Origin of the sequence: Candidatus Zymogenus saltonus (assembly GCA_016929395.1) — a bacterium.
GTDB classification, from domain to species: Bacteria; Desulfobacterota; Zymogenia; order Zymogenales; family Zymogenaceae; genus Zymogenus; species Zymogenus saltonus.
The window spans coordinates 22,911-37,396 of record JAFGIX010000026.1 but is presented as its reverse complement, the minus strand read 5'-3'; the positions used below and the strand labels follow the sequence as shown (position 1 = coordinate 37,396).

At 51.4% G+C, this 14,486-nt stretch carries 11 protein-coding genes; 4 read left to right on the top strand and 7 right to left on the bottom strand.

Features of this window, described 5'->3' with window-relative positions; genetic code table 11:
* The first annotated feature begins 449 nt into the window (after positions 1 to 449).
* Both JW984_05435 and JW984_05430 read left to right on the top strand, forming a co-directional pair.
* Positions 450 to 1,418, top strand: a complete 969-nt coding sequence (locus JW984_05435; GenBank protein MBN1572624.1) for a SurA N-terminal domain-containing protein — start codon at positions 450 to 452, stop codon at positions 1,416 to 1,418.
* A gap of 96 nt (positions 1,419 to 1,514) precedes the next feature.
* Positions 1,515 to 3,920, top strand: coding sequence for a PBP1A family penicillin-binding protein (locus JW984_05430; GenBank protein MBN1572623.1), 2,406 nt, complete (start codon positions 1,515 to 1,517; stop codon positions 3,918 to 3,920).
* A 646-nt stretch (positions 3,921 to 4,566) separates the two neighbouring features.
* Here JW984_05430 and JW984_05425 read toward each other — a convergent pair.
* The 7 genes from JW984_05425 to JW984_05395 all read right to left on the bottom strand — a co-directional run bounded on the left by JW984_05425 (position 4,567) and on the right by JW984_05395 (position 12,437).
* Positions 4,567 to 5,553 carry a mechanosensitive ion channel gene (locus JW984_05425; protein ID MBN1572622.1) on the bottom strand — a complete coding sequence of 329 codons (987 nt, stop codon included), beginning with the start codon at positions 5,551 to 5,553 and terminating at the stop codon, positions 4,567 to 4,569.
* 138 nt (positions 5,554 to 5,691) lie between these two features.
* A complete protein-coding gene (locus JW984_05420) occupies positions 5,692 to 7,146 on the bottom strand; it encodes a lipopolysaccharide biosynthesis protein (GenBank protein ID MBN1572621.1) in 1,455 nt (484 codons plus the stop codon).
* A 203-nt stretch (positions 7,147 to 7,349) separates the two neighbouring features.
* Complete coding sequence (locus JW984_05415) at positions 7,350 to 8,066, bottom strand: hypothetical protein (GenBank protein ID MBN1572620.1); 717 nt, start codon at positions 8,064 to 8,066, stop codon at positions 7,350 to 7,352.
* 48 nt (positions 8,067 to 8,114) lie between these two features.
* On the bottom strand, positions 8,115 to 8,360 hold the full coding sequence (locus JW984_05410) for a MoaD/ThiS family protein (GenBank protein MBN1572619.1): 246 nt from the start codon (positions 8,358 to 8,360) through the stop codon (positions 8,115 to 8,117).
* A gap of 57 nt (positions 8,361 to 8,417) precedes the next feature.
* Positions 8,418 to 10,607 carry a penicillin acylase family protein gene (locus tag JW984_05405; protein ID MBN1572618.1) on the bottom strand — a complete coding sequence of 730 codons (2,190 nt, stop codon included), beginning with the start codon at positions 10,605 to 10,607 and terminating at the stop codon, positions 8,418 to 8,420.
* A gap of 176 nt (positions 10,608 to 10,783) precedes the next feature.
* Complete coding sequence (locus JW984_05400; GenBank protein MBN1572617.1) at positions 10,784 to 11,308, bottom strand: CAP domain-containing protein; 525 nt, start codon at positions 11,306 to 11,308, stop codon at positions 10,784 to 10,786.
* A gap of 376 nt (positions 11,309 to 11,684) precedes the next feature.
* A complete protein-coding gene (locus JW984_05395) occupies positions 11,685 to 12,437 on the bottom strand; it encodes an MBL fold metallo-hydrolase (protein MBN1572616.1) in 753 nt (250 codons plus the stop codon).
* A 245-nt stretch (positions 12,438 to 12,682) separates the two neighbouring features.
* Between JW984_05395 and JW984_05390 the strand changes: the two genes are divergently transcribed.
* Together JW984_05390 and JW984_05385 are read left to right on the top strand one after the other, a co-directional pair.
* Complete coding sequence (locus JW984_05390) at positions 12,683 to 13,510, top strand: SDR family NAD(P)-dependent oxidoreductase (protein MBN1572615.1); 828 nt, start codon at positions 12,683 to 12,685, stop codon at positions 13,508 to 13,510.
* Positions 13,511 to 13,523: 13 nt separating this feature from the next.
* Positions 13,524 to 14,480 carry an NAD-dependent epimerase/dehydratase family protein gene (locus JW984_05385; GenBank protein MBN1572614.1) on the top strand — a complete coding sequence of 319 codons (957 nt, stop codon included), beginning with the start codon at positions 13,524 to 13,526 and terminating at the stop codon, positions 14,478 to 14,480.
* Positions 14,481 to 14,486 lie beyond the last annotated feature (6 nt).

Here is a 14,486-nt window from a genome sequence, read left to right as displayed (position 1 = left end):
TGGTATTTGATGGGGGGGTCGATCCTGTTAGGCTGTGGGGATGATGGTATTTGATGGGGGGGTCGATCCTGTTAGGCTGTGGGGATGATGGTATTTGATGAAGGAGTCGATCCTGTTAGGCTGTGGGGATGATGGTGTATAATATGTTGCAGTAGGGGCAAGGTTATATAGGACGGGAGTGCCTGAAGCCGACGATTATTGAGAAGTCTATCGGCTTTTTTGGGAATTTTTTAACGTAATGATGGGGGCCGGGAGGACACCAAAATAGACAAGTGGCACATTTTTTTTTCGGAGGCAAAGCCCTGATTTATTTTTAACCGAAGGATCATTTCAACCTGCTTAAAGGGCAAGGTTTTTTATATTTTAAGGCAGTTATATATGGGGGAGTTAAAGGGGTTTTGGTTATTTTAAATTTCTAAATTGCATGTTAGAAACGGAGGAATTTGGATATGAAAACAATCTCGATTATAATAGCGGCGGTTCTTTTGTGCGGCATCTCTTCAATCTGGGCTGTCCCGAAAGAGATTTCCGACGAGGCCGTCGCCATAGTCAACAATGAGACGATAACCTACAGCGAGTTGTTGAAGGAGGGCGGGGATAACGTGAAGGGCGATCCCGATAGAGTCCTCGAAAACGGCATGACCGTCAAGGAGGCGAGGGAAATCGTGCTGGAGCAGCTCATTCGCAAGAAAATTCTTGACCAGGAGGTGGAGAAATACGGTATTGTAGTCAAGGATAAAGAGATAGAATCGGCTATAGAGCAGGAGATGGCGATATACGGCTTGACCAAGACGGAGCTCTTGGAGAGGCTTGCAAAGGAAAACTTGAACTTCTCTGACTACAAGAAGGAGAAGGAGTATTCAATAAAGAAGCAGAAGCTTGTATCGAAGAAAATAGGAGCTCACATCATCGTGACCGAAGAGGAGATTCAGAACTACTTCAAAGAACACGAGTCTGAATTCGCTGACTTGAAGCAGTATAGGGTAAGCGAGATTGTTATCCCAATACCGGCTGATGTGACGTCAAAAGAGCTTTTATCTTTGAGAAATCAGATGGACGAGATAAGGAGGATGGCCGTGGGCGGAGCGGACTTCGCCGAGCTGGCGAAAAAGCATTCCAAGGCCCCCGACGCCCCTGAGGGGGGGGATATGGGCTTCATCCAACCGAAAGATGTAGGGGCAGGTTTTTCGATGAGATTGAAGATTATGAAGGTTGGCGAGGTGAGCGAGGTTTTGGCGACGCCGATGGCTTTTCTTATCTTTAAATTGACCGACACAAAGCCTATCCCGGGCGGAGTCAAGGTGGAAGACGTAAGGGCGGACATAGTGGATATATTGACAAACCAAAGGAAGATTCAGCTCTTCAACAAGTGGCTGGAGCAGATTCGAGAAGAGGCCTTTGTGCAGAAGATGCTTTAACTTAAAATTTGACTTAAAAAGGGGAACTTTTATCCGTCCCGTTGTCTAAAGAACAATAACGTAAACTTGAAAAGTAACTGAATAATTTCTTAAAAAATGAAACGTCGATATAAGACATCAGAGGAGAGCCTCCTGATGCTCTCCGAAACCAAGTATCAGAAGAGGAGGATGGCGATAGTCATCTTCCTGACGATCACTGCTGTGTTCATGTTTCTGGTTACCACCGTCTCTCTGGGGACCTATTACTACTTTTCCAAGGACCTGCCGAGCGTTACCGCACTTAAAGATTTCAGGCCCAGCATCATCACAAAGGTCTACGCCTACGACGGCCAGCTTATCGGTGAATACTTCGTTGAGCGGAGAACGGTGGTCAAATACGAAAAGATTCCGAAAATGCTCGTTCTGGCCTTTGTCGCCGCCGAGGACGACGACTTCTTCGAGCACCCGGGGATAGACATAAGCGGAATCATCCGGGCCTTTATTCACAACATCCAGGCCGGAAAGGTTGTGGAGGGCGGGAGTACCATCACACAGCAGTTGATAAAGACCCTCCTTTTGACCCCTACCGTTGACATCTCCAGGAAGATAAAGGAGGCGATTCTGGCATACAGGATCGAGAATTATCTCACAAAGGAGGAGATACTCTACCTCTATCTCAACCAGATTTATCTAGGATATGGGGCCTTCGGCGTGGAGGCGGCTTCGGAGTCATATTTCGGGAAACCGGTCGAGGAGCTTAACCTCGCGGAGTGTACGCTTCTGGCCGGGCTTACAAAGTCGCCGGAGCGGTTTTCGCCTTACAACCACTGGGAGCTCGCAAAGGATCGTCAGAGATACGTCCTCTCAAGGATGATGAGCGAGAAGTACATCACAAAGGAGATAATGGAGGAGACCCTAAATACACCTATTGAGCTTAAGAGGTACTCCAATCCCACAAGGAAGAAATGTCCCTATTTTGTAGAGCACGTGCGCCGCTACATCGAAAAGAAATACGGTTCCACCGCCCTCTACAGGGAGGGGCTTTCCGTATACACTACTGTAGACGCTGATATGCAGGGATACGCGAGGGAGGGGTTGAAGAAGGGACTGAAAGAGCTGGACAAGAGACAGGGGTATCGGGGCGCTCTGGACAACCTTCAGGACGAAGATGCCGAAAACTATATAGAGAAATTGAAAGACAAATACGGCGAGGAGCCCCTTGTCGACGGTCTGACCTACAGGGGGATCGTCACGAAGGTGGATGACTCCAATAAAGTCGTGTCAGTAAACCTAGGAAACAACAGCGGGACGATCGCCCTGGCAAACATGAGCTGGGCGAGGAAGTTCAATCCCGCAACGCCCTATGTAAGTATCTCTAATCCCTCCTCAGCCCTTTCCAAGGGGGACGTCATTCTGGTAAAAGTCCTCGAGAGGATTTCCGACAAGGGTACCTATCGCCTCGCCCTCGACCAGGATCCTCAGGTAGAGGGGGCCGTTGTGTCGATGGAGCCGGATACCGGTTATGTCAGGGTCCTCGTGGGCGGTTACGATTTCAACAGGAGCGAATTTAACCGCGCCATCCAGTCCAGAAGACAGCCTGGGTCGTCCTTCAAGCCTATAATCTACGCCGCGGCCCTGGACAAGGGCTACACCCCCGCAACAGTTATCTACGACTCCCCCGTAATATACAAGGACAAATATTCCAGGAAGGGCGTCTGGAAGCCGAAGAACTACGACGGCAAGTTTTACGGCCCCACGACCTTAAGGCGCGCACTGATGCTCTCGAGGAACGTCGTCTCGGTGAAGATAGTATTTGACATCGGGCCGGATTACGTGGTCGATTACGCAAAGAAGCTGGGGATAACCTCACCCCTGGCCGCCGTTCCATCCATCGCCCTGGGCGCCAGCGGCGTCTCGCCCATGGAGATGACAAACGCCTTCTCGGTGTTCAATAACGGCGGAAACAGGCCGATACCTATATTCGTAACCAAGGTCGTAGACCGTGACGGAAACGTCATCGAGGAGAACCTCCCAAAATCGGAGCCGGTCATCAGTCCGGAGACCGCCTACATCATAACGAGCCTTATGGAGAGCGTCGTCCAGTCCGGAACGGGGACCAGGGTCAAGGCCCTGGGGAGACCCACGGCGGGCAAAACCGGAACCACCAACGATTATATCGATGCCTGGTTTATGGGATTCATCCCCCAGCTTACCACAAGTGTCTGGGTGGGCTTTGACGACGAGAAGACCCTCGGAAGGTACGAGACCGGGGCGAAGGCCGCGGCACCCATCTGGCTCTACTACATGAAGGAGGCCGTAAAGGATATGCCGGTCAAAGTATTTCCGATACCGGAGGGGGTCGTCTTTGCCCGCGTCGATCCGGAAACCGGCGGAATAGCGACTGGCAACTCCTACGAGACCGTAATAGAGTGCTTCAAGCCGGACTTCCTGCCGAAGGAGGGGGGCGACATCGTGCTGCCGGAGGAGGGGAGCAAGTTCCTCAAGGAGGACCTGGGGCTGTAGGTTGTCGGGATCCTGCCGGGGAATTGAAGATGTGAGAGAGTAGGGAAGGGATGGGAAGGAAGGGCTGTTACTAAATTTTCATATGCCACATGGCGATGTGCCGCGTGGCATATTTGTTTATGCTCTATATACGTCAAAGTTGGAAGAGGTTTAATAGATGGTTTGGCGGAAGAGGGATAAAGTGTCATTCCCTTGGGAAGCGGGAATCCAGACTTAATATCTACTGGATTCACGATCGAGTCGGGAATGACGGTATAGTGCCCGATCTGGTCGGGAATGACGGTATAGTGCCCGATCAAGTCGGGAATGACAGTCTAATTCCTGATTGTGCTTGGAATGACAGTATGCGAAGTTGTTTGCATGGAATGACAAAATATATTTTCATTGTCATTGCGAGGAGCTTTAGCGACGAAGCAATCGGGTTAATACGATAAAAAAACGGCCGGGTTCCACAGGCAAGCTCCAGCTTGTCAGTGGGGTAGGGGACAGCGAAGAAACAATAAGTTATCATTCCCTTGAGAAACGGGAATCCATATATCTGTCATTCCCGTGAAAACGGGAATCCAGTCTTGATATTCACTGGATTCCCGATCAGGTCGGGAATGACAGCATAGTTCCCCGCCGCCTCTGCAGAGAGACAGCCCTACTACTTTTTCCCCAAATCCGGCGGTCTCGTCAAGGGCTTACCTTCGTGTATGTTGCTGTAGAACCGCTGTGTCGGGTAGGCGAAGTCTATATCCTCGCACTTGGCAAACTCCACGAGGATGTCCTCCCAGATTTCGTGTTCGGTGCTGCGTCGCTTTCTCGGCTCGCAGAGGTAGCGTATCGTCAAAAGCACTCCGCACTCCTTAACGCTGGTATAGACTATCGGGGTCAGTATCGAGTAAAAGAGGAGGAACTTTTTCGCGGCCCTCTTGATCCTCCTCTCGGCCGATTGGGTCAGAAACTCCGCCTCCTTGTTGGCGATAGCAAGCAGTATCTCCTTCGCCCTCCGCCAGTTGCTCTCAAATGTGATCAGGACGGGCATCTCGTTCCAGATATACTGGAATCCCTTGCTGTAGTTCGCCAGCATCTCGGTGAACACCTTGCCGTTCGGGATGTGGATAACCCTGCCGGTGCTCTGGTCGGCGTCGACCCAGTTTCCTATCTCCATAAGCGTGAACTGGAATATCCTGATGTCAATTACATCTCCGGCGAAATCCCCAATCTGTATTCTATCCCCCGCCTCGAAGGGACGCCGCCATAGGATGAAGATCCAGCCGCCGAAGTTGGCGACCGGGTCTCTTAGGGCGATGGCAAGTCCGGCGGAGAGGAGACCCAGAAAGGTCGCCAGGGACTGGAACGCCTCGAACCACACCCTGCCTATCAATATTATCCCGAAGAGCACGGAGACGTAGGTGGAGACCTTGCGCCACTGATATTGGATGCGGACGTCCTTTATCCTCCTAAAGGCTATTCTCAAGACCACCTTGCGAAGAAAGTAGAGAAAGAGGATGATGATAAGGGTGATAAGAAAATCCTTCATCAGCTCCGGATTGATGTCCGTCATCTTCTCGATCCAGGCGCCGATCTTCGACAGAAAATCGCCCGTCTTCTTGGCTATTTTGGTGAACGATTTAAGAAACTCTTTCATGTCGTTTGTTCCCGGATCAGGTCTTGAGAAATAGTAAGTATATCAGGGCAACTTATAAAAGGGACTCCCTCAATCAAGTATAGATAACGGGGCCTTATATGTCAAATTTCAAATATCTACAAACACAGACTCCAGGTTCTACCCATTTCCTATAGTCCCCTTCAGGGAGTTCCTGATCAGGTCGATGAGCTCGGCGTCCCTCTTGAAGACAGCGATCGTGTAGATCAGGCCGGAGAGGCCGATGAGAATGAAAAATGAAAATACGTTTAGATCGCCCACGAGCACGGTCCATGCCTTGAATGGGACTACTATGGCGATGATTGATATGACGGATGGGTAGATGAGGTGCTTCAGGGAGCTTACCGTGACTCCGCCGAGGAAATTTTCCATCCTCATAATTATAACGACGGCATTGGCGATATTTAAAAGAGAGAGGAGGATAGAGAGTCCCACGATTTTATAAAGGGTAATGACCGGATAGATCAGGACGGCCAGCAATATAAGATGACACAGCTGAAACAGGAAGATCTCTCTTATCCTGCCCAAGGTCATAAAGACCGACGTAGTCGAGGAGAAAAGTCCCCTCGTCAGGCCGTATATCGCCAATATCTGGGTGGGGATGATTGCGGCGTCCCATTTCGTCCCGTAAAAAATGTGAAAGAACGGGGGCGCGAAACATATTATCCCGATCGCCAGCGGAATATTCACTATGCTCAGGTAGTAGAACGTCTTCAGGTGAAAATCCTTTACTCTTTGGGAGTCTTCGCTCATCTGCATCATGGCGGGAAATACGACCTTTGAGACCATGTGGGTTATCTGGGTGGCGGGGACGTTGGCTATCCTGTAGGCCAGTGAGTAGAAGCCGAGGGAGACCGTCCCCATAATTCTTCCGAGGGAGAAATCGTCGATGTTTTTCAGGATGAAGACTATGACGGTGTTCGACATGACGTATTTCCCGAAGCCGAACATCTCGGAGACCATGTGTCGGTGAAGTTTGAGGGTGGGGTGCCAGGGCGACACGATAAAGACGACGATCAGGTTCACGATGGAGAGCGCCGTGTAGCCTAAGACTATGCTCCAGTAGGCGAAGCCGTTGAGGGCCAGGATCAACGATACTGCGAAGTAGGTGAAAAAGGAGGCTACCTCCGGAAGCGCCCTCTTCCTGAAGTCCATCTCCTTTTCCAAGAGCGATGATGGTATGGAAGAGAATGAGGAGATGACAAGAGTAAAGGAGAGCACCTGAACAACGTCCTTCACCGCCGGGTTTTTAAAGAAGAGGGCGGCGGGTCCGGCCAGGAAATACCCAATTAGAAATAGGATCACGCTTACCGAGACGCTCAGGATCATGGAGGTGTCCGCGGCCTCTTCGATATGCTCCTTCTGATATATCAGGGCCTGGTTCATCCCGAGGTCGCGAAAAAGCCCCAGGCTTGCGGTTATTACGTTTGCTACGGCTACGACCCCGAAGTCGTCCGGGACGAGCAGTCCCGCAAGGATCAGCGTTGCGAGGATGGTGGACGCCCTCGACAGAAACGTGCTTATTCCCACCCAGAAAAACGAGCTCAGTATCTTGCTTTTGATAGATAGTGTCAAGGCAGTGGAAGAGACGCAAAAAAAGGTTTAATTTCACTTCCGATTATGCCAGATGAGCGGGGGCAATTCAAGTCATTTCAATTCGCCTGCTGACCCCCCCATTCGGCAAAAATACTCATTCGCCGCCTGGGCGATTAATAAAATTCCCCTCGAAATAAAAAAGGCCCCTCGAATCAGCGAAGGGCCGGTTTAACGATAGTATGTTATTTCTTTTTCAGCCACATCTCGTAAAGGGGCCTGAAGAAGTAAAAGAGAAAGGTTATCCCCAGGACAGAGCCGAAGATCACCGTTCCGTAGGAGAAAACGGGAGACAGCTTCGAGAGCCACCAGCAGGCGACATCGCAGAAGATCGCCCCGAAAGATAAGATGAAGAGGAGAGTCTTCCACCTGTCCTTTACCGAGCTCATCAGGAAAATCAAAGAGAGAAGGAAGAACATCAGGCTGTGGGTGATCAGATGGGTGTGGGAGAGGGTGGAGAGGCGCGCAAAGGCGACCCCCTTATTGACCTCCGCGTATTTCACCACCTCCTCGAAAGTCGTCAGCGGGGAGCCGCTCTCGCTTCCCCTCGACGAGTGGCAAGAGACGCAGCTCTTTGTAAATATCGGGGCCACTGTTTTCTCGTAGGCGATCCTGTCCGCCCCCGACTTTATCCAGTTTAAGACCTTGTCGATGTCATCATCCGATTCGTAATAGGTCTTCATCGTTCCCAGGCTCTTGGAGCCGAGGAGGGTTGTCTCCCTGTCGCCGTAGTAGGTTAGAACGATGTCGCCCATCGTCAGCGGCTCCTTTCCGTCGGCGAGCCTGTGGGTCTCGTATATGGCGTAGACCGCGGAAAGATACCCGGTCCCGATAACCAAGAGAAAGAAGGTTATAAGGACCTTTGCCGGAATCCCCAGACTCTTCAACTCTCTGTCAAACATCTGCTATTTCCTTCTAAATGAATTAAATAATCTTATTGTGTCGATAAATTAGCCCCCACCCACCACATTCAGGAGCTTCACCTCGTCTCCGTCGCTTAAGCTGTGGGAGGGATTTACCCTCTCGCCGTTGATCATCAAGATCAGGGGGAAGGAAAGGCCCGCCGCCCCGGATTTTCTCAAAAGCTTCTTGAGCCTTGCCCCCTCCTTGAGTTCGAAGGTCCCCCCCTCCACGTAGTTTTTCACCAGTCCGTACGGCTTTACTGTAACGGTTATCCTCTTTTTGTTGAATATCATCCCCGTGAATCCCAAATTTGCTTTTTACCACAAATAGCGCCCGGGCTCGGTCTCCTTCTAACGATCAAATTTCAAAACCTTGTATTTACCCGTAAAATAGGCCTCGACATCCGATTTGTAATACTTCGAGAACCTCCTGTCCGAGGCACCACCGGGGTAGTTCGTGTGGAGCGTGTCCTCCGCCATGTCGCAGACCATCCTGTAGGATGGCATGAAGGTGGTGTCCCTTCCCGCCTCCCTGAATATCTGCCCCTGGGGAATGGTGGCGCGGTTTCCGATCAGCTCGAAGGGGCCTTGGTCGAACCCGAGGAACTTCGGGAGCTTTCCGGCAAAGAAGAGGTTTGTCATCATGATGGAGTGTACCTTCCCGTAGCGGACCGCCTTCTTCTTGAGGCCCCTCTCGATCGCCAATTTATATATATCGTCCCTCTCCATGTCTCCGAACCAGGCCGACTTTTTCTTGAGGAGCACCTCGTCGAAGAAGCCGTAAAAGTCGTTGAATATCCCGGTCTCGGTAAGGGCGTACTTGACCACGTCCACTCCCAGACCGTTTTCGCCGAAGACGATATTCATCAGCTCCTCGTATACCCTCTCGAAGAGGGTCGCCCCCAGGGAGTCAACCTCGTATCTCAGGTCCCACTCCTTGAGTATCCTGCCGTTTTTCTTGTTGGGGAGAAGCGGCCCGATCACCTTCATGAACCTCTCGGCCTGGGTCGAGTATGTGTCGTAGTGCATCTTCTTTATGTCATCCACGGTCAGGTCCTTCCCATCTTTCAATATCTGGGCGATCCTGTCCCTGCGGTAGCTCGCCATAGGCATGTTCTGGATCTTCACCTTCCCCAGATGGTTTGCATCCTCGTTGGCGGTGGCGATAAATCCCTCCTTCGGGTTGTACTGGCTGGGGAACAGCTTGGGGCTGACCGGTTTTCCCCAGTGCTGCTTCTTGTCCCAGGCGAGGTAGGGCAGAAGCCCCGACGTGCCGTCCGCCTTTTTCGGGAAGAGCCCGCTCATCTGGTAGCCGATGTTCCCCTTCCTGTCGGCGCAGACCCAGTTGAACACCGCAAAATACATGTTTTCGAAGAGCTTCATTGCCTCGGAGACGCTCTTGGACTTGATGACCTTTAAGAGGCTGTTGAGGGACTCTGCTATGCATCCCCTCCTCGCCGACCAGGCGTAGTTGAGGTAGTAGCCGTCCTCGTCAGGCATCCCCTCCAGGACGCCTATGTCGTTCTCGTAATATTTGACGGTGACGGGTTTTTTCTTCTTCGGCCTGATGATCTCCTCCCTGACGGTAAAGTCGTGCCATTTGTTGCCGCGGCGGTATTTACCTCCCTTGACTTCCTCGATGAAGTAGTCGACCACATCCATGAAAGCAAAGGTAACCGCCCAGGCAATATCCCTGCACCGTCCCACCCCCAGAAAGGGGGTCCCCGGGAGAGTAGCTCCCATCATGACGACGTCTCCGGCGACCATCTCCGCCTCGTACCAGATCGAGGGGAGCCGGTTGGATTCGAGGTGAGGGTCTCCCGCCAGGATTGGCTTGCCCGATGCGGTCTTCTTAGGGGAGACGGCCCAGTTGTTGCTGGCGTGAAAGGAGGGCACCGCCGAAAACCAATTAACGTCGGGGGGTATTATCGGTGGGTCTACCTTGACCTTTTTTAAGATATCGAGGTACTCTTTGGTCGGCTTGTCGGTCAGGTTGGTAAAGAGATCCTTGATTTTAGGGACAGAGATTCCTTTCTGAATCATCTCGATGATGAGCTTCTCCACGCTCCCCTGGCTCTGGGTAAGTCCGATAAAGCCGATCATCCTCCCTATAATGACAACGTCCTCGGGCGTCCACGGGTCCGGCTTGTACCCCACCATCTTGAACTCGAAGGGCTTCTTGGTGTCTTTGACGGCGTCGTTTACCCCCTTGCAGTAAGCCTCTATATATTTTTTCGCATTAAATTCGAGGCTCTTCAGCTCCTTCTTGGCGTCCCCCCCCATGTCTATCCACCGCATGTATTTGTCGATTGCGACCAGCTCATCGGAGCCGTCGAGGGTCTCGGAGGCCCGCCCCCAGCCGATGAGCTTCATGAGCCAGAGCTGGACCTGCCTGTCGTGTCCGTGCATGTAGCCGAGTCCGTATGCGAGATCGATCTCCCACTTTGCCGTTATCCTCGGAGATCCCCCCTCGTCGAGCCTCTTGATCGTCACGTCACCCTTGACGCCCCTGAGTTTTACCTCCTCATCCATTATCTTCATCTATTCCTCCTAAAAATATATTATATGATATGTATGATGTGACAAAACCAGGTATACAATATCACTCGTTTTTTTTTATTTCAAGGAAAAGATTGACAAAAAAAGGGGGAGTATTTCTAAAGCTAAATATTCCCCCGCTTGATTTTTTTTGAGCCGGACTTTAACTCAGTCCTTTGCTATTTTGCCAGGATCAGACAGTAGTATTTCCCCGATGCCCCGATTCCCATAGTGGTGAATTCTCTCCTCAAGATGTTCTCCATGTGGGGCGGGGAGTTCATCCACTTGTTGACGACCTCCCTTCCCGAGTTCTGGCCGTAGGCGAGGTTTTCCCCGACGTAGGTATATGTGGAGCCCCCCTCCCTGATGCGATCGGTATGGGTTTTTCCCTCAGGGGTTACGTGGCTGAAGTAGTTTCTGCGGTTCATATCCTCGGCATGGGCCTGGGCGATGTTGCTTAAGGTCGCATCGCAGCTCAGCTGGGACAGGCCCCGGCTCTGGCGTTCGTTGTTAAGGAGGTTGAAGATGTCGGTCCTGATTCCAACGTAGCCGCCGGAAAAACAGACCCCCGTGTTTGTGGTGGGTGAGCCTCCGGGGGAGGGAGAGCCGTAGTAGTTGGGCGGCGGTAGGCAGCCTGCGGCGATAAAGATCGCCGCCGGGATTACTATGGAAAGGAGGTATAAAAGTAATCTATATCTTTTCATGCTTGATCTCCCAATGGGTTTATATGTTTTTAGATTAATCCAGATATTGATCGCACATTTTCCGCTTCGTGCCTTGAAGGCTTTCCAATGAACTCGGAAGAATTATTACCTCTATTATATTATTTCGTTCCGAAATTTGCAAATAATCTAAGACATTTTTTAAAACCGTGCCATATCGGGTGTATAAAGGAAGCCTTACAGGTTGGAAGCATCCCGGGTTTGGAAAAACGGTCTTGATTAGTTTTGCGATCTGTTTCTAATGAATTACTTCGCCGTCTCCATCGATAGAAATTCTTAACGCCATAACGGGTCAGTCGATTTTATAGAAAATCGGGTTTGATAAAAATCAGGGAGGTTTTATGAAACGGGAAATTCACTACTTGAGGTCTTCGCTCCTCAGCTCTAAGCCGGAGCCGGCCTTGATGAAGTTGTCTCCGAAGGCGCTTCTGAAGAGCTTCATCGCTTCCTCCCCGGTGCAGTGGCACGGGGCTACGTACTTCAGGCCGAGCCTCTTGAGCTTCGATATGATGTTTTTGACCTCTTCCTTGTCCATCTTCATGGTGTGGTAGCCGCCCAGGGCGACGAGAAGGAGTTCGGGGTCTAAAACATCCGTCGCCTTCTCCAGGATGTTATCTATCCCGGCATGGGCGCAGCCGGTGACGAGGATGAGGCCGTTTTTTGTGTTCAGCGCCATGGATATCTCATCGATTTTTCCGTGCATCCCGGTTATCAGGTGCACGTCTTCCATTATTTCCATGGATGCCGTAACCTCGATTACATCGGCGCCGTAGTCTACGCACCCCTCATTCAACTCCTCGGCAAGAGATGCAGGCATGTAGATCGTAACGTCCGGATTGGCCCTGAGTAGGCTTTCAAGACCACCTATGTGGTCCCAGTGGCCGTGGGACAGGACGACGGTGTCGATCTCCAGCGGATCGATCCCCGCCTCCTTCATGTTTCTCAACATCAGCCCGTCATCTGCGCCGGTGTCAAAGACGATTACGTCATCGAGCCCGAAGATGCAACATGAGAATCCCCATTTGCCGCAGCTGTTTTGGAAGATGTCATCCAGTGGGTTGTTGTCGTAGAGGATCGTTATCACCACGTCTTTTTTCTGCGCCCGTTCCATCCCTATCCTTTGGGTCTTCTGTTCTTTAAAAAACTCTAATGCAAAATATATAGGTTTCAAAGTGCAATGTCAATAGTGAGGTCGTTGTTTTTAATAAATATAGCTTGTCTTCGCGGATTGACTTTTCCGCCTTTTGGAAGTATCCTTTTGAGAAGGAAATTTTCATTTTTGGCTTTAGGTGATGTGACTATGAATATCGAGCAGTAAAGACCATTTTTTATTGAGCATTAATGTAAGGTGGAATAATGAAAAAACACGACTTTAATGGCAAGAAGGTACTGATAACCGGTGCGTCTTCGGGGATCGGGAGGGCTCTGGCGGAGCAGTTTGCGGTGAAGGGGGCAAATCTCGCAGTTACGGCCCTCCCCTCGGAGAAGAAGATCCTCGAGGATTTTGAAAAGGAGCTAAAGGGAAAATATGGAATCGAGGTTTGGACCTTCACGACCGACCTGACAGAGAAGGGCGCCCCGGAAAAACTCCACAAGGACGTAAAGGCCGAGGTGGGGGAAGTCTACGCGCTTGTCAACAACGCCGGAACTCTCTGTTACGGGAAATCGTGGGAGATAGACTGGGAGCTCCAGATGAAGGTATTTACGCTCAACCTTTACGTCCCGATGAGGCTAAGCTACCTCTTCGTAAACGACATGGTTAAGAGGGGAAGCGGGGTGGTCTTTAACACGTGCAGCGTGTCGTCGTTTCAGCCGGTGCCTTTCAAGAATATGTACGGCATGACGAAGGCGGGCCTTCTCAGCTGGAGCCGGGGGATGAGGGTGGAGCTCAAGGGAACCGGGGTAACCGTCTGCACGTTAAATCCCCCGTACGCGGATACCGCGCTCCTGAGGCACGAGGGGATCCCTAAGAAGATCAGGGCCTACTGGATCACCGGTCTCGTTACGCCGGAGTGGGTGGCGAAAAAGGCGATAAAGGCCTTCGAGAAGGGGAAGTTCCTCTACGTCCCGGGCATATACGCAAAGTTCATCCACCTCGTCCTTATAAAGTTTTCTCCGAGGAGATTTGTGGATTTCTGTTTCTACCACCTGCTCAAGGGCAAAAAAGGGGGCGAGGTATTTTAGGGGGAACAGTTTTATGGGAAAGAGGGTCCTCGTAACCGGCTCCGGCTGCTACATAGGGGGGAGGCTCGTAAGAGCGCTTATCGGGCTTAAATCCGTCGAACGGATTGTCGGAATAGATGTCAGGCCCCCTGGCTTCGATGACCCGAAGCTCGGGTTTTACAGGAGGGATATTCGAGATCCCCTGGACGACATATTTATTGATGAAGAGATAGACGCCGTATTTCACCTATGCTGGATACTTCCTCCCATCCACGACAGGTCGCTCATGGAAGATGTAAACGTGGGGGGAACAAAGAACGTCCTCGGGGCGGCATCGAGGTGCGGCGTCAAGTATCTCCTCTACACGAGCTCCACCACCACCTACGGCTTCCATCCCGACAACGACTTCCCGCTGACGGAGGAGAGCCCGCTTCGGGGAAACGAAGATTTTACCTACAGCAAGAACAAGAGGGAGGTGGAGGGGATCATGGCGGAGTTTATCGCCGAAAACCGTGGGATCAGGGTAGCCGTACTCCGCCCCTGTTTTGTTGCGGGGCCGGGATTCAGAAACCCCCTGGCCAGGCACCTCTTGAGGAAGCTCGTAATGCTGTCGAGCGTCAGTTCTCCCTTCCAGTACGTCCACGAGGACGACCTGATAAATGTCATGCTCCTTTTTTTCAAGCGGGAAATTTCCGGTGTATACAACGTGGTTGGAGAGGGGACCATGACGTTCGACGAGATGGTAAGGACGCTCGGGAATATCCCGGTTCACATACCCCCGAGGCTCCTTTATCCGCTGAACAACCTTTCGTGGTATTTCAGGTTCACCTTCTTGACCGAGTTTCCGAGCGCGGCGCTGAATTTAATGATACATCCCTGGGTCGCCACGTCCGAGAAGCTTATCGCCGAGACCGGATATTGCTTTGAGCACGACACCGTTTCCGCCTTTGAGGATTTTGTGAGGCACGTTAAGGGGGCCAAGGGGAGATAGAAACGC